This window comes from Streptomyces davaonensis JCM 4913, from assembly GCF_000349325.1.
GTDB classification, from domain to species: domain Bacteria; phylum Actinomycetota; class Actinomycetes; order Streptomycetales; family Streptomycetaceae; genus Streptomyces; species Streptomyces davaonensis.
On sequence record NC_020504.1, the window covers coordinates 1,107,829 to 1,129,232 of the forward strand.

Here is a 21,404-nt window from a genome sequence, read left to right on the forward strand (position 1 = left end):
CGGGTACCCCGGACTCAGCGGTCCAGCTGGATTTCGCTCCAGACCTGCTTGCCGCCGCTGACCGGAACCGTGCCCCAAGTCGCCGACATGGCCTCGACCAGAAGGATGCCGCGGCCGCCGGTGGCCTCCCAGCCGATGCTGGTGGGCTTGACGGGGCTGCGCGGCGAGGTGTCGGCGACCGCGACCCGCAGCCGGCTGTTGATCATCGTGAGGTAGAGGCGAACCGGTCCTTCGGTGTGCACGAGGGCGTTGGTGACGAGTTCGGACACGACCAGCAGAACCGTGTCGACCTCACTGGCCAGGCCCCAGGAGCGCAGGGTGCGCCGGGTGAAGCGGCGGGCGTGGCCGACCGCCTCGGGCACCCGCCACACCGTCCAGCTCTCCCGCCGCGGGCGCATCTCCATGCCGTCGTAGCGCATCAGCAGCAGGGCCACGTCGTCGCTGCGGCGGGCGTTGCCGAGCAGGGCGTCGGCGACCTGGCCGAGGTGGGTGGGGTCGGCGGCGGCCAGCTCATGGGCGAAGCGGTCCATGCCGGCGTCGATGTCGGCCTCGACGGACTCCACCAGTCCGTCCGTGGTCAGGGCGATGAGGGTGCCGGGCTGGAGCCGCAGGGGGGTCATCGGGAACTCGGCCTGGGTCATCACGCCGAGCGGGGGGCCGCCCTCGGCCTCGGCGATGTCCGTTGCGCCGCCCGGGTGACGCAGTACCGGGGGCAGGTGTCCGGCGCGGACGCACCAGGCGGTGCCCTCCTCCAGGTCGACGTCGACGTAGGCGCAGGTGGCGAAGAGGTCGGTCTCCAACTCCATCAGCAGCCGGTTGGCGTGGCTGACGACCACGTCGGGCGGGTGGCCCTCGGCGGCGTAGGCGCGCAGGGCGGTGCGCATCTGGCCCATCAGGGTGGCGGCGGCCGCGCTGTGGCCCTGGACGTCGCCGATGACGAGGGCGACATGGTTGTCGGGCAGCGGGATCACGTCGTACCAGTCGCCGCCCAGTTCCAGTCCGGCGGTGCTCGGCAGGTAGCGGGCGACGGCCATCGCGCCGGGCAGCCGGGGCAGTCGGCGGGGCAGCAGCTGGCGCTGGAGCATGCCGACGAGTTCGTGCTCGGCGTCGAAGGCGTGGGCGCGCATCAGGGCCTGTCCGGCGAGTCCGGCGGAGGCGGTGAGCAGGGCGCGTTCGTCGGGTCCGAAGTGGTGCGGGCTGTCCCAGCCGATCAGGCAGGCGCCCGCCATCCGGCCGCCGGCGGGCAGCGGCAGCACGGCGAGGCCGCCGGGGCCGACATCGGCGAGGGCGGGCTCCAGCGGGGTGCCCGCGGGCCAGATCTGGGCGCGGCCCTCGCGCAGGGCGGCGGCGAGCGTCGGCATGGCGCGCACCGGTGCGTCGGGCCACTCGGAGCGCCACTCCGAACGCCACAGCTCGGGCCAGGACTCCGGCTGGGGCGGGTCGAGGACGGTGACGACGAGCCGGTCGTTCTCCAGCTCGGCGAGCGCGATCCGGTCGGCGCGCAGGGGGGTGCGCAGCGCGGCGACGACGGCCTGGCTGACGTCCCGGACGGTGCCGGCGGTGGCGAGGGAGGCGGCGAGGCGCTGGACGCGGGCCACGTCGGTGACGTCGGAGCGCAGCTTGGAGGCGTCGGCGACGGTGCCGTAGAGCCGGGCGGGGCGGCCTTCGCCGCCGGGCAGCAGCCGCCCGCGCAGTCTGAGCCACTTGGGTGGGCCGGTGGGCTGGAGCACCCGGAACTCCAGCTCGCGGTCGCCGATGGACATGTGGTCGGCCTCGACGACGCTCATCAGTGAAGGCAGATCCTCCGGCACGGTCAGTCCCAGCAGGGTCTCCACCTTGCCGTCGAACTCCTCCGACGTGATCTGGAACAGGTCCAGGATGTCGTCGCCGACCTCCACGTGGCCGGTGTCCATGGCGAGGTTGAAGGCGTTGGAGGGCAGCGCGCCGCCCTCGGTGCGCGGTACGGGCGCGGGGTAGGCGAGGGTGCGGGCGATCAGGTCCAGACAGTCCCGGTCCTCGGCGTCGAATCCGTCGGGGTGCTCGCTGACGGCGATCAGACAGCCGTCGCCGCCCTGTCCGCGCGCGGGCAGGACCGCCAGATGGAAGTCGCCCGCCGACGCCCGCCGGGACTGGGCGCGGTCGGCGAGTTCCTTGGGCCCGAGCCAGGCGGGCCGTCCCGAGTGGTGGGCGTCGGCGACCGCGGAGCCGCCGAGGGCGGCATAGCTGTCCCGCAGTCCGTACTGGGTGCGCGGCACACCGGCCCACTCGACCAGGCACAGCAGTTCGCCGTCGTCGGTCAGCGTGTACACGGCCGCGAGGGCCGCATGGGCGAAGACGAGTGTCTGTTCGAGGATGCGGCGGAGCCGGTCGGGGGCGTCGGGGGCGTCGCCGACCGCAGTGAGGGCATCCTCGGCGCGCTGCCTTCTCGATCTGCGTCCCGCAGCGTCCTCACCGCCCACGTTGGCCATTACAGCGCTTATGAGACACCGGCGCAGCCCCTGTGCGCGTTCGATGGAGTCTGTGTGCAGGCCGCGCTCGAAACTCACCGAACAGATCTTGACGCATGCGTTCCGCACGCTCGTCTCGTGACAGCGACGACTGTCCGCGCCCCGCCGGACCGCTGGAAGCTCGTACCCGGGCCACGAAGGGGGAGGCATGGACCAGCGGTACGAGGTGTACGCGCTCGCCGACCGGCACTTCTACGAGACGCCGGAGCGGCTGTCCGCCGGTGCGCGCCGGGCGGCGCCCCTGTACGAGGCGGCACGGCGTGCGGTGCCGACGGGCTGGGACGCGGCGCGGATCGGCGACTGGCTGAACCTGACGCCGCTCGGCCCCGACGGCGCCCCCGTGCCGGGGCCGACGCAGGGCTGGAAGATCCATGCCTCGGCCACCCGGGCGAACGCGGAGCGGATCGCGGGGATCGTGTGGGACTACTGCGTGCCGCGCCGCATCCCGTTCAAGTTCGTGCCGGGCCCGCATCTGCTGCATTTGCGCAACACCAAGTACGCGGCCCGCGACAGCAGCGGCAAGTTCGTCACCCTCTACCCGGCCGACGAGGAGCAGCTGCACTGCGTGCTGCGCGAGCTCGGCAAGCTCCTGGAGGGCTTCGAGGGGCCGTACATCCTGACCGATCTGCGCTGGGGGGAGGGTCCGCTGTATGTGCGCTACGGCGCGTTCGCGCGCACGTTCGTCGTCGACGATCGGGGCTCGCTGGTGCCGGCGGTGCGGGACGGCGAGGGGCGGCTGGTGCCGGACCGGCGGGCACCGTCCTTCCAGGTCCCGGAGTGGGTGACGCTGCCGTCGTTCCTCGCCCCGCAGCTGGCGGCACGCAACACCACGACGGTGGGCGAACTGCCGTACCGCATCGAGAAGGCGCTGCACTTCTCCAACGGCGGCGGGGTGTACGCGGGCACCGACACCCGGGACGGCAGCCGGGTCGTGCTGAAGGAGGGGCGGCCGCACGCGGGGCTCGCCTCCGACGGGGCGGACGCCACAGCGCGCCTGGAACGGGAGAAGCAGGCCCTGGAGCAGGTGGCCGGGACCGGGGTGGTGCCCGAGGTGCGGGACTGGTTCACGCTCGCCGACCACCGGTTCCTGGTGATGGACTTCCTGGACGGGCGGCCGCTCAACTCCTGCCTGGCCGAACGGCATCCGCTGCTCACGCCCGACCCCGATCCGAAGGACGTGGCCGACTTCACGGCATGGGCGCTGAAGATCTACGGTGCCGTGGAGCGGGCCGTGCACGCGGTGCACGCGCGCGGCATCGTCTTCAACGATCTGCATGTCTTCAACATCATGGTGGCGCCCGACGAGGAGTCGGTGTCGCTGCTCGACTTCGAGGCCGCCGCCCCGGTCACCGAGCAGGGCCGCCAAGTGGTCGCCCACCCCGGGTTCTTCGCTCCGCCGGACCGCACGGGCATCGACGTCGACCGCTACGCGCTGGCCTGTCTGCGGATCGCCCTGTTCCTTCCGGTGACGACGCTGTTCGTGGTGGACCGGGGCAAGGCGGCCCATCTGGCGGAGGTGATCGCCGGTCAGTTCCCGGACGTGCCACGGGAGTTCCTGGAGGAGGCGGTCGCGGAGATCGCCCGGGACACCGCCGGGACACCGGCCGCGGCGCCCCGCTCCTTCGTCGAACCCGCCGACTGGCCGTTCAGCCGCGACTCCATGGTCAAGGCGATCCTCGCCTCGGCCACCCCGGACCGCGACGACCGGCTCTTCCCCGGCGACATCACCCAGTTCTCCGACGGCGGGGGCCTCGGGCTCGCGCACGGCGCGGCCGGAGTGCTGTACGCGCTGGACTCGGTCGGCGCCGAACGGTACGAGGAGGGCGAGCGCTGGCTCCTCGCCCGCACCGCACCGCCACCGCTGGGCACCCCGTTCGGGCTGTACGACGGACTCGCGGGCGTCGCCCACGTCCTGGACCTTCTCGGCCACCGGCAACGCGCCCTGGACCTGGTCGAGTCGATCCTCGCCGAGCGATGGCAGAACCTCTCCTCCGACCTGCACGGCGGACTGGCCGGCCTTGGCCTGGTCCTCGGCGCCCTCGCGGACACCACCGGCGAGCCGGACCTGCGGAACCGGGCCGCCGACGTGGCCGACATCCTCGTACAGCGTCTCGCGGAGCCCCTGCCGGACAGCCCGCGGCGGCGTCGGGCCGGGCTGCTGCGCGGGGCGAGCGGGCCCGCGCTGTTCCTGCTGCGGCAGTACGAACGCACCGGTGACGCACGGCTGTTGGAGGCGGCCGGGGTGGCGCTGCGGCGGGATCTGGATTGCTGCGCGCGACGCGAGAACGGCTCGCTGGAGGTCGACGAAGGGTGGCGGACGCTGCCCTACCTCGGCGAGGGGAGCGCGGGCATCGGCATGGTCCTGGACGACCACGTCGCCCATCTCGCCGACGCCGACGAGGAGTTGGAGCGCGCGCGGACCGGCATCCGCACCGCCGCGACCTGCCGCTTCTATGTGCAGCCGGGCCTCCTCCAGGGCCGGGCCGGATTGATCCTGCACCTCGCCCGCACCACCACGCCCGGCGCGAGCCGGGAGCGGCTCGCCGACCAGATCGCCGGGCTCGGCTGGCTCGCCATGTCCTACCAGGGCCAACTGGCCTTCCCCGGGCACCAGATGATGCGGCTGTCGATGGACCTGGGCACCGGAACGGCAGGGTGCCTGCTCGCGCTCGGCGCGGCCCTCGACAGCGGGGCAGGTGCCCATCTGCCGTTCCTGGCGCCGCTCGGGCGGCCCCCACAGCGCGGTTCCGCGAACTGACGGAACCGTGATCCCACCCCGTCCCCACGGGTGACGAACCACTACGGAAGGAAAGACGACATGGCACTTCTCGACCTTCAGACGTTGGAGTCCGACGAGCAGAGCAGCACCGGCGGCGTGAGCACCCTGAGCCTGCTGTCGTGCGTGAGCGCGGCGAGCATCACGCTCTGTCTCTGACAGCACCGTGCGTCCACGGCCCCGGGCGGTCCGCTCCCACGCGGGAGGGCCGCCCGGGGTCCCGCATACCGAAAGGGCGCCCATGAGCACGCGCACAACCGGCCCAGGCCCGGACCCCGCCCGCTGGCTCGCCCTGTGCGCGGCGAGTACGGCCGCCACCGGCGCCGGTCTGCTGCTCCCCGCCGCGCTGGGCCGCGCCCTGGACCTGCTGCTGGCCGACGCCCCGGCGACCCGCTGGGTGCTGTACTGCGCCGCGCTGGTACTGCTCCTCGCCCTGCTCGACGCGGCCGAGACCGTGCTCGGCGGCACGGTGGACGCCCGCACCACAGGTTGGCTGCGCAGGCGGCTGCACCGTCATGTCCTGGCCGTGGGCCCGCGCGCCGCCGAACGCTTCGGCTCCGGCGACCTGGTCGCCCGGCTCGTCGGCAACGCCGCACAGGCCGGTACGGCACCGGCCGCCCGCGCGGCCCTGCTCGCCGCGCACGCCGGACCCGTCGGCGGCTGTGTCGCCCTTGCCCTGATCGACCCGTGGCTCACGGCCGTGCTGCTGGCCGGAGCACCGGTGCTCGCGCTGCTGCTGCGCGCCTTCACCCGCGACACCCGCGACTGCGTGACCCGCTACCAGGAGGTGCAGGGGCGGATCGCGGGGGCGCTCGCGGAAGCCGTCGACGGCCACCGCACGATTCGGGCGGCGGGTACGGCACAGCGGGAGACGGCGCGGATCCTCGGGCCGCTGCCCGAACTGTCCGCGACGGGCCGTCGTATGTGGCGGGTGCAGGGGCGGGCCGCCGGGCAGTCGGCCGCAGTGGCCCCGCTGCTCCAGCTCACGGTCGTCGCCGTCGCGGGGTTCCTGCTCACCCGGGACCGGCTGACGGTGGGTGAGCTGCTCGCCGCGTCGCGGTACGCGGTGCTGGCCACGGGGGTCGGCGTGCTGGTGGGACACCTCGCGAGCCTCGCCCGCGCGCGGGCCGCCACCGGACGGCTCGGCGAAGTGCTCGGCGAATCGCCCCCCGCCCACGGGGAGCGCCGACTGCCGCCCGGTCCGGGCCGGCTGGAGCTACGAGGGGTGACCGCCCGGCGCGGCGGGCGGGCCGTCCTCGACGGCGTCGATCTCGTCGTGCCCGGCGGCACCACGCTCGCCGTGGTCGGCCGCTCCGGCGCCGGGAAGTCCCTCCTCGCCGCGGTCGCCGGGCGACTCGCCGACCCGGACGACGGGGAGATCCTGCTCGACGGGGTACCGCTGCGCGAGCTGTCCCACGACGAGCTGCGCGGTGCGATCGGGCACGCCTTCGAACGCCCCGCCCTGCTGGGCGGCACGCTGGAGGAGGAGATCGGCCTCGGCCCCGTCCCCGCCTCCCCCGCCGCGGTCCGGGACGCGGCCCGCACCGCCCATGCGGACGAGTTCGTGCGTCGGCTGCCCGCCGGGTACGCCACCCTGTGCGCCGACGCACCGCTGTCCGGCGGGGAGTCCCAACGTCTGGGCCTCGCCCGCGCGTTCGCCCACGGCGGCAGACTGCTCGTCCTCGACGACGCCCTGTCCAGCCTCGACACGGTGACCGAGGCACGGATCACCGCGTCCCTGGTGGGCACGGGCCGCGGCGGCACCCGGCTGCTCATCGCCCACCGGCCCGCCACGGCGGCCCGTGCGGACGCGGTGGCCTGGCTGGACGACGGGCGGATCCGCGCGGTCGGGCCGCATGAGCGGCTGTGGGAACTGGCCGGGTACCGGGCGGTGTTCGCGGACGGCGCGGACTTCGCGAATGACGCAGACCACGCCGACTTCGCGGACGAGGAGCGGCCATGACGGAAGGGCTCCCGCGCCGGGGCGTGCGCTTCCTGCGGGCCCGGTGGCGGGTCGTGGCGCGGCTTGCCGCCTGGTCCGTGCTGGAGACCGGGCAGACCTTCCTCACCGGGTACGCGCCCGCGCGCGCCCTGGACGAGGGGTTCCTTGCGGGGCGGACCGGTGCGGGTCTGGCCTGGCTGGGCGTGGCCGGGCTCGGGGTGCTGGTCGGGGCGTTCGGGACGGTGCGGGTGTACACCGCGGTGGCCGAGCTGGTCGAACCGCTCCGGGACGGGCTGGTGGCTCGGGTCGTGGCCCGCGGGGTCCGGCAGGGTGACTCCGCGGCGCTGTCGGGGCTCACCCAGCAGGCCGAGATCGCGCGGGACACCTTCGCCGGTCTGGTGCTGGTGTCGCGTTCGTTCGTGTTCACCGCGGTCGGCGCCCTGGCCGGCTTGTTCTCGCTGGCCCCGCCGCTGCTGCTGGTCGTCGGGGTGCCGCTGCTCGCCGGGGTGGCGCTGTTCGGGCTGACGCTACGGCCGCTGGCCCGTCGCCAGGAGGCGTTCCTCGTCGCCGACGAGGCGCTCGCCGAACGGTTCGGCGCCGTCTGCCCCGGGCTGCGGGACATCACGGCGGCCGGGGCCGAGGAGCCGGTCGCCGCCGGCACCGAGCTGCGGATCGACGCCGAACAGCGCGCCGCGTGCTCCCTGGCCCGGTGGGGGGTCCTGCGCGTGGTCTCCCTGACGATCGGCGGCGAGCTGCCCATCGTGCTGCTGCTCGCCACCGCGCCCTGGCTGCTGGGCCACGGCGTCACCCCGGGCGCCCTGGTCGGCGCGCTCGCCTACACCACCCAGTCCCTGCTGCCCGCCCTGCGCAACCTCGTGCACGGCGTGGGCACCAGCGGCTCCCGGCTGGCGGTGGTGCTGCGGCGCCTCCTGCGCGAGCCCGAACCGCAGCCCCCCGAACCGCAGCCCGCCGAACCCTTCACGGAAGCACCTGCTCCCGCGCTCTCCCTCGCCTCCGTCACCTTCGCCTACGGCCCCGGCGCCGCCCCCGTCGTCGAGCGCCTCGACCTCGTCCTCTCCCCGGGCGCCCACCTGGCCGTCGTAGGTCCGAGCGGCATCGGCAAGTCCACGCTCACCGCACTGGTCGCCGGGCTGCTGGAGCCGGACCGGGGCCGGATCCACGTGTGCGGGCACCCGGTGCCGGGGCGCCGGGCCGCGGCACGCCGGGTCCTCATCCCGCAGCAGGCGTACGTCCACACCGGCACCCTCGCCGAGAACCTCGGGATGTTGCGGCCGGACCCGGTGCCCGAGGCGGAACTGCTCGCCGCGGCCGGGGCGGTGGGGCTGCTGCCCCTCCTGGAGGCGCTGGGCGGGCCCGGCGCCAGGGTCGATCCGGCGGCGCTGTCCGCCGGGGAGCGGCAGCTCGTCGCGCTGACCCGGGCCTATCTGTCGTACGCCCCGCTCGCTCTGCTCGACGAGGCGACCTGTCATCTGGATCCACGGGCCGAGGAGCGCGCGGAGCGGGCCTTCGCCGAGCGGCCCGGCGGCACCCTGGTGGTGGTCGCACACCGCATCAGCTCGGCCCGCCGCGCCGAGAAGGTGCTGGCCATGGACGGCCGCTCGACGGCGTACGGCACGCACGAGGAGCTGATGCGGCGCTCGGCGCTCTACCGGGATCTGGTGGGCGGCTGGACGCCCGTACGCTCACAGCCAGCCCTCGCCCTGGGAGATCCGGATCGCGTCGATGCGGTTGCGGGCACCGGTCTTGCGGGTGATGGCCGCCATGTAGTTGCGCACCGTCCCGTTGGACAGGTGCAGGCTGCCGGCGATCTCCGCGACGGAGGCCCCCTCGGCGGCGAGGACTAACACGCTCAGCTCCCGCCGGGTCAGCGGCATCTCGGCGGCCCTCAGGAAGCCGAAGCCCAGCGAGTCGTCGACGAACCGCTTCCCCTCGGCGACCAGCCGGATCCCCTCCACCAGGCGCTCGGGCGCGCCCTCCTTGTCCACGTAGCCGAGCGCCCCCGCCTCCACCGCTCCCTTCAGCAGCCCCGGCCGGTTCGCGCTGGCCAGCACGAGGAGCCGGGGCGGCGGCACTCCGGGAACCCGGGCGCCGAGCTCACCGAGCGGGGGTATGCCGTAGCTGTCGGCGCACTCCAGGTCGGCCGCGCAGACGTCGGGTCGCACCGTGCTCACCCGCCGCGAGGCGCCGCGCCACGGGGCATGGAACACCCCGAGGTCCGGTTCCCGGCGCAACCAGTCCGCCAGGACCGATCGGACCAGACACTCGTCGTGCACCAGAAGAACCCGGATCACTGATCGTCCCCTCGCGTCGCCGACAGCCGGTTTCCGTAGGTGAAGAGCGCGTGCCCCATTTTTCGCGTCGCCCTCCCTTCCCGCGCCCGGAGAACCGGCCATCACGGGGCACGGGGGCGCACAGGCGGCTCCCGTACCCCGGTCGGCGCTTCCAACGCCGGGAATGGCCCGGTGACGAGGGGGTACGGCCCGAACGCTCTCCGCCGGTCCTCCACGGGTCCTCCACCGGTCCCGCTCGCCGTGCGCGCCGGGCCGCCAAGAGGGAGATTTGTTCCCTGGGACCCGTCGCCCGGCCGGAGGAGGAGGTGGTCGGTGTGCCCGACGGGCAGGAGACCGACCAGGCGCCGGCGACCGCAAGGACGCGGGTCGGCCGGCCGCTGCTGTCGCTCGCGCTGGCCTCGATGATGGACGAGGTCCACGCGCACTCCGGCGCGGTCTATCTGCTGGCCGCCGACGAGCCGGTACTGGAGATGGCGGTGATGGCCGGGCTGCCCAGGGCGTTCTCCGCGCCCTGGGAGCGGGTCGGTCTTGGCGCGCCGGTGCCGGTGGCCGACGCGGTGCGCGAGCGGCGGCTGGTGTGGGTGGGCGGCGAGGCGGAGATGGCCCGGCTGTACCCGCGGATCTCGGTGGTGCTGCCGTACCCGTTCGCGCTGGCGGCGCTGCCGGTGGCGACCGACTCCACGGCCTACGGCGCGATCTTCGTGACCTGGCCGGGCTCGCATCCGCCTGATCTGTCGGAGCGGGAGCGCACCCATCTGACGGCCGCCTGCGGACGGCTCGCCGCCCGGCTGGCGCGTGCCCTCCAGGACAGCGTCCCGCTGCTGCCCGAACCGGACCTGCTCTCCACGCCGTCCCTCGCCGGCGCGGCCGGAACGCTCGGCACGGTGGAGTCGGCGCGGATGGTGGCCCGGCTGCCTTACGGGCTGTGCTCGCTGGATCTGCACGGGCGGATCTGCTTCGCCAACGCGGCGGCGGCCGAGCTGATCGGTGCCCCGGTGAGCGAGCTGCTGGGCAGCCTGCTGTGGGCGTCGGTGCCCTGGCTCAACGACCCGGTCTACGAGGACCGTTACCGGGCCGCGCTGCTGAGCCAGCAGAGCACCTCCTTCGTGGCGCTGCGGCCGCCGGGCGACTGGCTGTCGTTCCGGCTGTACCCGAGCACCAACGGGCTGAGCGTCCGGATCGCCCGGGCCCGGGCCGTGGCCGAGATGAACCGGGCGCGCCGGACCCCCGGTGAGGCGCCGTCACGGCTGGTCACCATCTCCCAGCTGCTGAGCCTGGCCGGTGCGCTCACCGAGGCGGTGGGCGTGCAGGACGTGGTGAAGCTGGTCGCGGACGAGATCGCCCCGGCCGTCGGCAGCCAGGCGCTGGTGGTGCTGGGTTCGCGGGCGGGGCGGCTGCATGTGCTCGGCCATCACGGCTATCCGGACCCGCGGTTCGTGGAGCAGTTCAACGGGCTGCCGCTCACCGAGCGGACCCCGGGCACGCATGCCCTGACGACGGGTGTGCCGGCGTTCTTCGAGGACCGGCAGCAGCTGGAGCGGCTGTATCCGGTCCGGGAGGCCACGCCCGACGGATTCGCGGCCTGGGCGTATCTGCCGCTGATCGCCTCCGGCCGCCCGGTGGGCACCGTGGTGCTCGCCTACGCCGAGCCGCACTCCTTCCCCGCCGACGAGCGGGCGGTGCTGACCAGTGTGGGCGGGCTGATCGCCCAGGCCCTGGAGCGGGCGGTGCTCTACGACGCCAAGCACCATCTGGCGCACGGCCTCCAGGCGGCGCTGCTGCCGCACAGCCTGCCACCGCTGCCCGGGATCGAGGCGGCCGCCCGCTATCTGCCGGCGACTCAGGGCATGGAGATCGGCGGCGACTTCTACGACCTCGTGCCCGTACAGGGACAGGCCGCGGCGGTGATCGGGGATGTACAGGGCCACAATGTGACGGCCGCCGGTCTGATGGGGCAGATCCGTACGGCGGTACGGGCGTACACGACCGTCGGGCAGCCGCCCGAGGAGGTCATGCGCAGCACCAACCGGCTGCTGCTCGACCTGGGCGCCGATCTGTTCGCCAGCTGTCTGTATCTGCGTCTCGACCCGGCGCGCGGGCGGGCCGTGATGGCCCGGGCGGGTCATCCGCCGCCGCTGCTGAGACGGCCGGACGGGAAGGTACGGGTGCTCGACCTGGCCGGGGGTCCGCTGCTGGGCATCGACGGCGCCGCCGTCTACCAGACGACGGAGGTCGACCTGTCCCCCGGATCCGTCCTGGCCCTCTACACCGACGGCCTGATCGAGTCACCGGGCACCGACATCGAGGACGCGCTCGCCGATCTGGGCACGGTGCTGGCCGACGCGGGCGATCTCCCCCTGGACGAACTGGCGGACCGCCTCGTGGAGTCGGGCGCGCTGCCGCGGGGGCGGCTGGACGATGTGGCGGTGCTGTTGCTGCGGGCGGAGCGCTGAACTGAAACGTGGGTGGCCGGCCCTCCCGCCGAAGGGCCGGCCACCCGGTCCGGTGCGGTGCCGTGGGGTCAGTGCTGCTCGGTCAGGCCCGAGTCGTCGGCACCGGCCTCCTCGCCCACGCCGACCTCTTCGCCGAGGCCCGCCTCCTCACCGGCGCCTGCCTCTTCGCCCGCGCCGGCGTCCTGACCGGCACCGGCGTCACCGGCACCCGCCTCTTCACCGGCACCGGCGCCCGCGTCGCCCGCCGCGTCACCCGCGCCGAGCGTCGCACCGGTCGCTTCCAGCGCGGTCGTGACCGGCTGGAAGAACGTCTCGCCGCCCACGGTGCAGTCACCGCTGCCGCCCGAGGTGAGGCCGATCGCGAGGCCGTCCTGGGTGAACAGCGAGCCGCCGCTGTCGCCGGGCTCGGCGCAGACGTCGGTCTGGATGAGCCCGGTGACCGTGCCCTCGGGGTAGTTGACGGTGGCGTTGAGGCCGAGGACCTGACCGTCGTTCAGTCCGGTCGTGCTGCCCATCCGGAAGACCTGGAGGCCGACCTCGGCCTCGGCGGCCTGGCTGATCGCGACGGTCTGGTCGCCGAGGTTGACCTCGCTCGGCGCCTCGGTCGCCGGATCGTCGTACTTCACGAGCGCGAAGTCGCCCGCACCGGGGAAGGTGGCGGTGGCCGCGTCGACGGTGGCGATCGGGGCCCCGCCCTCGGCGTCCGACCACTCCGCGGCCGCGACCCCGCAGTGACCGGCCGTCAGGAAGGCCGGGGAGCCGTCGCCCGCGGTGACGTTGAAGCCCGCCGAGCAGCGCGCCCCGCCCGCGAAGATGGCGTCGCCGCCGGAGAGGAAGGTCTTGAAGGTGCCCTCGGACTTCTTGATGGTCGCCATGCCGGAGCCGAGGCTGTCGACGGTCGACTCCAACTGGTCCCACTTGGCGCCGGTGACGGTGCTGTCCGCGGTGACCAGGATCTTGTTGGTCCGCGGGTCGACGGCCCAGGACGTGCCCGGGATGGTCGCCTCGGACTTCAGGGTCTGCGCGCCGGCGTCCAGTGCGGCGAGGCTGTTCTCCACCTCGCGGACCTTCGCGCCCGCCTTCTTCGCCTGCACGATGACGTTGTTGTTGTCGCCGGGGATGACATTGACGACGAGCTGCTGGTCGTCGGCGTCGTAGTACGAGCCGGCGAAGGCGTCGCCGAGCAGTCCCTCGAGCTGCGAGGCGAGGTCCGAGGCGTCCGCCGCCTTCAGTGTCCTGGGCGCTGCGGCGTCGTCCGAGGCGCCGTCCTGGGACGCGTTGGCGTTCGGCAGCAGGATCGCGGCCGCTCCGAGCGCCGCCACACCGCCCGCCGCTATCGCGGCCTTGCGCTTCGGCATTCGCTTGTGACTCAACCTTCTCGACCTCCTGGGGGGACGGGGACCGTGCCGCCGTTTCGTCCGACGGCTGTTCGGGGCGCCTGGATGGCCAGTGGTACGCACGGGTCACGCGGGGCGTTCAATTCCGTTTGCCCGCGCACCCGTCGAAACGCCGATTCGGCCAAGGGCCGCGTCCCGGGGGCCGTCGGCGGGAACAATCCCCCATATGACGATGACCACCGCCGAAGCCGACAAGATCCTCGCCGACAACTTCGCCCCCTGGGTCCTCGAACTGGGTCTGACCGTGGAGGGCTTGGACGACCAGCGCGCGATTCTGCGTCTGCCCTGGTCACCGCGGCTGGCCCGGGAGGGCGGGGCGCTGTCGGGGCAGGCTCTGATGGCCGCGGCCGACACCGCGACCGTGCTCGCCGTGTCGGCGGCGCGCGGGGCGTACGGGCCGATGACGACGGTGCAGCAGTCGACCGCTTTCCAGCGCGCGGTGTCCGGATCGGATGTCCTGATCGAAGCGGTCGTCACCAAGTTGGGCCGCCGGATGGCGTTCGCCGACATCACGATGACCGACGGCGGGACGGGCGAGATCGCTGCCCGCGCGAGCACGGTCTACGCGCTTCTGGGCTGACACACACCTGGGCACGCACCCGCCACGCACCGCATACGACCGGCTACAGTTCGTAGCGATCACGGAGCGGAATCCCGGCTTCAGCGAATCTGCACATCGAATGCTCAACCAAGTCACCGGGAACCGGACTCCCACACAACCTGCTACCGCCGGTTACACCATTGGGGCGGGAGTGTCGCTTTCGCCTCCCGCCCCGCAAGGGCGCGCACGAGCCGATGCCGTGGCGCATGTGAAGAAGTCGCCGACAAGCCGTGCGCGGCCCCTCACGGATGACCGCCTCTGAGGCTCAATTGCCCAGGTGAGGCGTTTGGTTGATTGGAATCGCGTCCCCGCAGCGTGCTTTTATCCATCGCACCGCGGGGGCCGTCCCCGGCACCCGCCCCCCTTGTGAAATAGCCATACGAAGGGAAGTTCCATCATGAACTCCACCCCCCAGGTTGAGACCGTCGAGATCTCCGACGCCGAGCTGGACAACGTCTCCGGCGGCCTTTCCGTGAACGCCCTCGGCACCGTCACCGGCCTGGTGGACGGCATCGCCCCGGTTTCCGCCGTGGTCGACACGGCCGTCGGCACCGTCGAGGGTGTCACCGGCCTGAGCACCGCCCCGGTCACGAACCTGGTCGCCGGTCTCTGATCGCACCTTTTGTGACGTCGAGTCCCGGAGCCGCCCCCCGGCTCCGGGCTCTTCGTGTGTCGTAAGGACGTTGCGTGCAGTTCCGCCAACAGGCCCTCGCCAAGCTCCAGTCACCGGAGGAGCTCGATCTTCCGGTGCGTTTCGCCCGGCCCCAGGGCTGGCTCGCGCTGTCCGTGACGGTCGTCGTCATGGCGGCGGCGTCCGTATGGGCGGTCACCGGGTCGGTGACCTCCACGGTCGGCGCGCCGGCCATCCTCACCCACGGGCAGGGCAGTTACCTCCTCCAGAGCCCGGTCGCCGGGCAGGTCACCGCAGTCCTCGCCGAGCAGGGCGAGCGGCTGCCCGCCGACTCCCCCGTCCTGAAGGTCCGTACGGCCGAGGGCGAGACGGTCGTGCGCACGGTCGCCGCGGGCCGGGTCACCGCGCTGGCCGCCACCATCGGCCAGATCATCTCCACCGGCGCGAACGTCGCCGCCGTGGAGAAGGTGGCGGACGCCAAGGACCCGCTGTACGCGACGGTTTACGTGCCCGCCGAGAACGCGGCGTCCATCCCCGACGACGCCGCCGTTGACCTCACCGTGCAGTCGGTGCCGACCCAGGAGTACGGCGTGCTGCGCGGCCATGTGAAGTCGGTGGACCGTTCCGCCCAGTCCGCGCAGTCCATCGCCGCCTTCCTCGGCGACAGCCAGCTCGGCGAGCAGTTCACGAAGGACGGCAGGCCGGTGGCGGTCCTGGTGAAGCTGGACAAGTCGGCGGACACGAAGAGCGGTTACCGGTGGTCGTCCGCCGACGGCCCGCCCTTCTCCCTCACCTCCATGACCCTGGCCGACGCCTCGGTCCGCCTCGCCGACGAGCGTCCCGTCGATTGGCTGCTGCCGTGAGCGCCGCACAGGAGACGCGGAGCCGCCGCCGCGCCGCCCCGCCGAAGCGCCCCGTGCCCAAGGGGAAGGCGAAGTCCGTCCGTACCCCCACCGTCCTCCAGATGGAGGCCGTGGAGTGCGGCGCCGCCTCCCTCGCGATGGTCCTCGGCCACTACGGCAAGCACGTCCCGCTGGAGGAGCTGCGCATCGCGTGCGGCGTCTCCCGGGACGGCTCACGCGCCAGCAACCTCCTCAAGGCGGCGCGCAGTTACGGCCTCACGGCCAAGGGCATGCAGATGGACACGGCCGCCCTCGCCGGGGTGAAGACCCCGGCGGTGCTCTTCTGGGAGTTCAACCACTACGTCGTCTACGACGGCATGGGGCGCCGCTTCGGCCGCCGCGGAGTCTTCATCAACAACCCCGGCAAGGGCCGCCGTTTTGTACCGATGGAGGACTTCGACGGGAGCTTCACCGGCGTCGTGCTGGTGATGGAACCCGGCGAGGTCTTCAGCAAGGGCGGCCGCAAGCCCGGTGTGCTCGGCGCGATGCCGGCCCGGCTGCGCGGCACCGCGGGCACGATGCCCGCGGCGGTGCTGGCGAGCCTGCTGCTGGTGCTGGTCGGCGCGGCCGTGCCCGCGCTCAGCCGCACCTACATCGACATGTTCCTGATCGGCGGCCAGACCTCCCTGCTCGGCGTGCTGTTCGCGTCGATGGGCGCGTCGGTCCTCCTCACGGTCGTGCTGACCTGGTTGCAGCAGGCGAACCTGCTGCGCGGCCGGATCATCTCCTCCACCCTCTCCAGCGCCCGCTTCCTGCGTCATCTGCTGCGGCTGCCGGTGACCTTCTTCTCCCAGCGCAGCCCCGCCGACCTGGTCCAGCGCCTCCAGTCCAACGACGCCGTCGCCGAGACCCTGGCCCGCGATCTGGCGGCGGCGGGCGTGGACGCGGTGGTCGTCGTGCTGTACGCCCTCCTGCTCTACACCTACGACCCGCAGCTCACCTTCGTCGGCATCGGCGTCGCGCTGCTGAACATCGTGGCGATGCGGGTGGTGATCCGGCTGCGCGCCACCCGTACGGCGAAACTGCGCGCGGACAGCGCCCGGCTCACCAACACCGCCTACACCGGCCTTCAGTTGATCGAGACGATGAAGGCGACCGGCGGCGAGGACGGCTACTTCCGCAAGTGGGCCGGACAGCACGCCACCACTTTGGAGGAGCAGCAGCGCCTCGGGGTACCGAGCGCCTGGCTGGGCGTGGTCGCGCCGACGCTGGCCACGCTGAACAGCGCGCTGATCCTGTGGATCGGCGGGACGCGCGCGGTCGAAGGGCACATATCCGTCGGCCTGTTGGTCGCCTTCCAGGCCCTGGTCACCCGGTTCACCGCCCCGCTGACCCGCCTCAACGGAGTCGCGGGCCGCATCCAGGACTTCGCGGCCGACGTGGCCCGGCTGAAGGACGTGGAGAACTTCCAGGCGGACCCGCTCTACGGACGTCGCGGCGGCGCCGACTCCACGCGCCGGCTGCACGGGCACGTGGAGCTCCAGAACATCTCCTTCGGCTACAACCCGCTGGACAAGCCCCTGTTGACCGGCTTCGACCTGACCGTCGGACCGGGTCAGCAGGTCGCCCTGGTCGGTGGCTCGGGCAGCGGCAAGTCCACCGTGTCCCGGATGATCTCCGGCCTGTACACGCCGTGGGAGGGCGTGATCCGCATCGACGGACAGCGTCTGGAGGACATTCCGCGTGGCGCCCTCGCCTCCTCCGTCTCCTTCGTCGACCAGGAGGTGTTCCTGTTCGAGGGCACCGTCCGGGACAACGTGGCGCTGTGGGACCCGTCCGTCCCGGACGACGCGGTGATCGAGGCGCTCAGGGACGCGGCCCTGTACGAGGTGGTGACGCGCCGCCCCGGCGGTATCCACAGCCGGGTCGAGCAGGACGGCCGTAACTTCTCCGGCGGGCAGCGGCAACGCCTGGAGATCGCGCGGGCGTTGGTGCGCAGGCCCAGCATCCTCGTCCTCGACGAGGTGACCAGCGCCCTGGACTCCGAGACCGAACTCGTCGTCATGGACAACCTGCGCAGGCGTGGCTGCGCCTGTGTGGTCATCGCGCACCGGCTGAGCACTGTGCGCGACAGCGACGAGATCGTCGTACTGGAGCACGGCACGATCGTGGAACGCGGTCGGCACGAGGAGCTGGTGGCGCGCGGCGGGGCGTACGCGGCGCTGGTCAGGGAGCGGTGAGATGACGGCCGTACACGAGGGCGACCTCGTTCTGAACGCGCTCGGTTCGATGGGCAGCCGGATCGACTGCGCCGGGTTCAACCGCCTCGACCTCGAAGGCCCGCAGGTGCTGTGGCTGGTGGCGTCCGGCGCGGTGGACCTGTTCGCGGTCGACGCCGAACAGCAGGGCCACTGGCACCACTTGGGCCGTCTGGAGGCGGGCTCGCTGCTGCTCGGCCCGGTCGCCGGACCGCAGCACACCCTGGTCGCGCGCCCGCTCCGGGACTGCGTGGTGCACCGCATCGGCCTGCGCGAGCTGTACCAGCCCGCCCAGACCCAGACCTGGTCCTACGACGAGTACGGCAACCCGCAGTACGTCCCGCCGACGACCAGCCCGCTGGAGTACGCCCTCGCGCTCGGCGTCGGCCGCAGCCTGTCGATCCTGTTCCAGGCGCCGACGGCGAACGAGCGGGCCGCCGAACTGACCGACGACGACGTCTTCTGGATGCAAGTACCGCCCGGCAGCGTCCAGTACGGCTCCCTGTACGGCCAGGAGGCCGCCGCCGATCTGCTGATGGACCCGGCGGTCTGGCAGTCCATGGTGGATCAGCAGTACCGCCTGCTCACCACGCTCGACCGGTGGATCGAGCAACTGGAGCGCACCCACGAGACGCGCACCGCGGAGGGCATCAAGGCCGGCGAGGCGGTGCGCGCGCAGGCTGACCGGACACTGCTGGCGTCGATCGGCAAGCGGTCCGGGCCGCGGACGACGGCCGCCGACGCGGACGCCACCTACGCGGCGTGCAGGCTGGTCGCCGAGGCGGCCGGGATCGCGCTGGCCGGGCCCGCGCAGAGCGGCACCGAGAGCGACCGGCTCGACCCGGTGGAGCGGGTGGCCCTCGCCGCCCGCGTCCGCACCCGCGCGGTCCGTCTTGACGGCCGCTGGTGGCGGGACAACGTCGGACCGCTGGTGGGCCATCGCGCGCTGTCCGGGGCGCCGGTCGCCCTGCTGTGGCGGCGCGGCGGCTACGTCGCCGTGCATCCGGCGACCGGCCGGGAGACCCCGATCGAGAAGGCCAACGCGGAGGAGTTCGAGCCGCGTGCGGTGATGTTCTACCGGCCGCTGCCCGACCGCGCGCTCAGCCCGCTGCGGCTGCTCAGGTTCACCCTGCGCGGCACCGGCGGCGACCTGACGAACACGCTGCTCAGCGGACTGGTGACGGTCGCGATCGGGGCGCTGGTGCCGATCGCGACGGGCAAGGTGCTCGGCCAGTACGTGCCGAAGGCGCAGACCGGACTGATCGTGCAGGTGTGTCTGGCGGTGATGGTCAGCGGCGTGGTGGCGGCGGCCTTCATGCTGATGCAGAACCTGACCATCCTGCGTCTTGAGGGCCGGATCGAGGCGACCCTCCAACCGGCGGTCTGGGACCGCCTGCTGCGGCTGCCGACGAAGTTCTTCACCCAGCGCTCGACCGGTGAGCTGGCGAGCGCGGCGATGGGCATCAGCGCGATCCGCCGTCTGCTGGCGGGAGTCGGCCCCACGGTCGCCCAGTCGGTGACCGTCGGCGCAATGAACCTGGGCCTGCTGCTGTGGTACAGCGTCCCGATGGCGCTCGCGGCGATCGGCATGCTCGTGGCCATCGCCGCGGTGTTCCTGGGCCTCGGACTCTGGCAGGTGCGCTGGCAACGGCGTCTGGTGGTGCTCGGCAACAAGCTGAACAACCAGGCGTTCCAGACCCTGCGCGGGCTGCCCAAGCTGCGGGTGGCGGCGGCGGAGAACTACGCGTACGCCGCCTGGGCCGCGCAGTTCGCGCGCAGCCGGGAGCTTCAGCAGAAGGTCGGCCGGATCAAGAACCTCAGCGCGGTGCTGGGCGCGGTGTATCTGCCCCTGTGCACGCTGCTGATGTTCATGCTGCTGGCGGGCCCGGCGCGCGGCTCGATGTCGGCGGCGGCGTTTCTCACCTTCAACACCTCGGTGACGATGCTGCTGGCCTCCGTCACCCAGATCACCGGCGCGTTCGTGTCGCTGGTCGCCGCGCTGCCGCTGTACGAGGAGATCAAGCCGGTGCTGGAGGCGACCCCGGAGGTCCGCGCGGCGAGCACCCGCCCCGGCCCGCTGACCGGCGCGATCGAGGCCCGCCGGCTGTCCTTCCGCTACTCCGACGACGGTCCCCTCGTCCTGGACGACGTCTCCTTCTCGGTCCGCCAGGGCGAGTTCGTGGCGATCGTGGGCCCGAGCGGCTGCGGAAAGTCGACCCTCCTTCGCCTGCTGATCGGCTTCGACAAGCCGGTCTCGGGCAGTGTGCTCTACGACGGCCAGGACCTGGCCGCCCTCGACCAGTCGGCGGTGCGCCGCCAGTGCGGGGTGGTGCTCCAGCACGCACAGCCGTTCACCGGGTCCATCCTGGACGTCATCTGCGGCACCGAGCCGTACACCCCGGAGGAGGCGCTGGCGGCGGCCGAGCTGGCGGGGCTGGCCGAGGACATCAAGCGCATGCCGATGGGCCTGCACACCATCGTCTCGGGCAGCGGCGCGATCTCCGGCGGCCAGCGCCAACGCCTGATGATCGCCCAGGCGTTGATCCGCCGCCCCCGCATCCTCTTCTTCGACGAGGCGACCAGCGCGCTGGACAACGAGACCCAGCGGACGGTGATCGAGAGCACGAAGGCGCTGAACGCCACGCGGGTCGTGATCGCGCATCGGCTGTCGACGGTACTGGACGCGGACCGGGTGATCGTGATGGAGGACGGGAAGGTGGCGCAGGTGGGGGCGCCCGGGCAGTTGCTGGCGGATACAGGTGGGCGACTGCACGAGCTGGTGCGGCGTCAGTTGGCGTAGAGGTCGGTCTGGTTCTCGGCTACGGCGCCGATGACGACGGGGGTGTCCGAGAGGGGGCCGTCGTCTTCCCTTGTCGCGAGGAAGTCGGCGACGATGCACGAGATGTTTCCCGGGCCTCCGCCGCGCAGAGCGAGGGTCACGAGAGCGCCCACGGTCTCCTGAGGATGCAGGTGACTCGCCAGACACTCCTCGATGGACTCGTCCGACACCACGTCACTCAGTCCGTCCGTGCAGAGCAGGTACCGGTCGCCCGCCAGGGCTTTGCGGACCCAGAACTCCGGATCGACTTCCTCGGCCGTGCTCACCATCGGGCGGTTGTCCTGAGTGATCTGTGTCAGCGTTCCGTCCCGCAGGAGATAGGCACGTGAGTCACCGATGTGGACGAGCCCCAGCCGGGACCCCACCCACAACAGCGCCGTGAGGGTGGTCGCCATGCCGCGCAGTTGCGGGTCCTCCTCGGCCATCGCGGCCAACTGCCGCTGAGCCCGCTGCGCGGCGGCGTGCAGTGGGGTGAGCAGGTCGGGGGGATCTCCTGTGTCGTCGTCGAGTTCGACGAGGGAAGCGATCACCTCCGAGCTGGCCACCGCGCCCGCCGGCGCCGCCCCCAGACCGTCCGCCAGTGCCAGCAGCCGGGGCCCCGCATATCCGGAGTCCTCGTTCTGCTCGCGGATCATGCCCTTGTGCGACCCGGCCGCGAAGCGCATCCACAGGCTCTCGGGGGCCGATACCGGTTCGGGGCGTGTCGCTCGCCCCCGCAGGTCGTACAGTTCCCGCCACAGATCACCGGCGCTGCGGTACCGCTGCGCGGGATCAGTGGCGAGCGCCCTGCGGACCACGGCGTCGACCTCGTACGACGTCGGCGGCGCCGCGCCCGCAAGGAGGGTG

At 72.8% G+C, this 21,404-nt stretch carries 12 protein-coding genes and 2 pseudogenes; 10 read left to right on the top strand and 4 right to left on the bottom strand.

What is annotated here, in order from left to right:
• Nucleotides 1-14 precede the first annotated feature (14 nt).
• Nucleotides 15-2,468: a SpoIIE family protein phosphatase gene (locus BN159_RS04900; RefSeq protein ID WP_041818825.1), complete on the bottom strand. Its 2,454-nt coding sequence runs from the start codon at nucleotides 2,466-2,468 to the stop codon at nucleotides 15-17.
• A 187-nt stretch (nucleotides 2,469-2,655) separates the two neighbouring features.
• Between BN159_RS04900 and lanKC the strand changes: the two genes are divergently transcribed.
• From lanKC to BN159_RS04920, 4 genes are all read left to right on the top strand, one after another.
• Nucleotides 2,656-5,265: a class III lanthionine synthetase LanKC gene (gene lanKC / locus BN159_RS04905; RefSeq protein ID WP_015655803.1), complete on the top strand. Its 2,610-nt coding sequence runs from the start codon at nucleotides 2,656-2,658 to the stop codon at nucleotides 5,263-5,265.
• 60 nt (nucleotides 5,266-5,325) lie between these two features.
• Nucleotides 5,326-5,442, top strand: coding sequence for a SapB/AmfS family lanthipeptide (locus BN159_RS04910; protein ID WP_015655804.1), 117 nt, complete (start codon nucleotides 5,326-5,328; stop codon nucleotides 5,440-5,442).
• Between the two features lie 82 nt (nucleotides 5,443-5,524).
• Nucleotides 5,525-7,246, top strand: a complete 1,722-nt coding sequence (locus tag BN159_RS04915; RefSeq protein WP_015655805.1) for an ABC transporter ATP-binding protein — start codon at nucleotides 5,525-5,527, stop codon at nucleotides 7,244-7,246.
• Nucleotides 7,243-9,090, top strand: coding sequence for an ATP-binding cassette domain-containing protein (locus tag BN159_RS04920; protein ID WP_015655806.1), 1,848 nt, complete (start codon nucleotides 7,243-7,245; stop codon nucleotides 9,088-9,090). Before BN159_RS04915 ends, BN159_RS04920 begins: the two co-directional genes overlap by 4 nt.
• Here the strand turns inward: BN159_RS04920 and BN159_RS43650 are convergent.
• Nucleotides 9,013-9,639 (bottom strand): annotated as a pseudogene (locus tag BN159_RS43650) (LuxR C-terminal-related transcriptional regulator); the annotation flags it as partial. The gene BN159_RS04920 and the pseudogene BN159_RS43650 overlap by 78 nt on opposite strands.
• A gap of 203 nt (nucleotides 9,640-9,842) precedes the next feature.
• On the opposite strand from BN159_RS43650, the gene BN159_RS04925 reads away from it, so the two are divergent.
• Entirely contained in the window at nucleotides 9,843-11,990 is a 2,148-nt protein-coding gene (locus tag BN159_RS04925) for a SpoIIE family protein phosphatase (protein WP_193384272.1), read from the top strand.
• Nucleotides 11,991-12,058: 68 nt separating this feature from the next.
• Here BN159_RS04925 and BN159_RS04930 read toward each other — a convergent pair whose 3' ends face one another.
• Complete coding sequence (locus BN159_RS04930) at nucleotides 12,059-13,363, bottom strand: S1 family peptidase (protein ID WP_041818827.1); 1,305 nt, start codon at nucleotides 13,361-13,363, stop codon at nucleotides 12,059-12,061.
• Between the two features lie 190 nt (nucleotides 13,364-13,553).
• Between BN159_RS04930 and BN159_RS04935 the strand changes: the two genes are divergently transcribed.
• The 5 genes from BN159_RS04935 to BN159_RS04955 all read left to right on the top strand — a co-directional run bounded on the left by BN159_RS04935 (nucleotide 13,554) and on the right by BN159_RS04955 (nucleotide 20,519).
• Entirely contained in the window at nucleotides 13,554-13,967 is a 414-nt protein-coding gene (locus BN159_RS04935) for a PaaI family thioesterase (protein ID WP_015655810.1), read from the top strand.
• 418 nt (nucleotides 13,968-14,385) lie between these two features.
• Nucleotides 14,386-14,601, top strand: coding sequence for a hypothetical protein (locus tag BN159_RS04940; protein ID WP_015655811.1), 216 nt, complete (start codon nucleotides 14,386-14,388; stop codon nucleotides 14,599-14,601).
• Nucleotides 14,602-14,675: 74 nt separating this feature from the next.
• Nucleotides 14,676-15,482, top strand: a complete 807-nt coding sequence (locus BN159_RS04945) for an HlyD family efflux transporter periplasmic adaptor subunit (RefSeq protein ID WP_015655812.1) — start codon at nucleotides 14,676-14,678, stop codon at nucleotides 15,480-15,482.
• On the top strand, nucleotides 15,479-17,701 hold the full coding sequence (locus tag BN159_RS04950; protein WP_015655813.1) for an NHLP family bacteriocin export ABC transporter peptidase/permease/ATPase subunit: 2,223 nt from the start codon (nucleotides 15,479-15,481) through the stop codon (nucleotides 17,699-17,701). Before BN159_RS04945 ends, BN159_RS04950 begins: the two co-directional genes overlap by 4 nt.
• 1 nt (nucleotide 17,702) lies before the next feature.
• The gene (locus BN159_RS04955) at nucleotides 17,703-20,519 is read left to right on the top strand and encodes an NHLP bacteriocin export ABC transporter permease/ATPase subunit (protein ID WP_015655814.1); all 2,817 of its coding nucleotides are present in this window, start codon (nucleotides 17,703-17,705) and stop codon (nucleotides 20,517-20,519) included.
• Here the strand turns inward: BN159_RS04955 and BN159_RS46895 are convergent.
• Nucleotides 20,519-21,223, bottom strand: a pseudogene (locus BN159_RS46895) (PP2C family protein-serine/threonine phosphatase); the annotation flags it as partial. The gene BN159_RS04955 and the pseudogene BN159_RS46895 sit on opposite strands and share 1 nt — an antisense overlap.
• Between the last annotated feature and the right edge of the window lie 181 nt (nucleotides 21,224-21,404).

Bases quoted from the DNA above. Each gene is read 5' to 3' on its own strand.
- lanKC (WP_015655803.1), top strand. From the start codon at position 2,656: ATGGACCAGCGGTACGAGGTGTACGCGCTCGCCGACCGGCACTTCTAC.
- BN159_RS04935 (WP_015655810.1), top strand. From the start codon at position 13,554: ATGACGATGACCACCGCCGAAGCCGACAAGATCCTCGCCGACAACTTC.
- BN159_RS04920 (WP_015655806.1), top strand. From the start codon at position 7,243: ATGACGGAAGGGCTCCCGCGCCGGGGCGTGCGCTTCCTGCGGGCCCGG.
- BN159_RS04940 (WP_015655811.1), top strand. From the start codon at position 14,386: ATGAACTCCACCCCCCAGGTTGAGACCGTCGAGATCTCCGACGCCGAG.
- BN159_RS04955 (WP_015655814.1), top strand. From the start codon at position 17,703: ATGACGGCCGTACACGAGGGCGACCTCGTTCTGAACGCGCTCGGTTCG.
- BN159_RS04910 (WP_015655804.1), top strand. From the start codon at position 5,326: ATGGCACTTCTCGACCTTCAGACGTTGGAGTCCGACGAGCAGAGCAGC.
- BN159_RS04900 (WP_041818825.1), bottom strand. From the start codon at position 2,468: ATGGCCAACGTGGGCGGTGAGGACGCTGCGGGACGCAGATCGAGAAGG.
- BN159_RS04915 (WP_015655805.1), top strand. From the start codon at position 5,525: ATGAGCACGCGCACAACCGGCCCAGGCCCGGACCCCGCCCGCTGGCTC.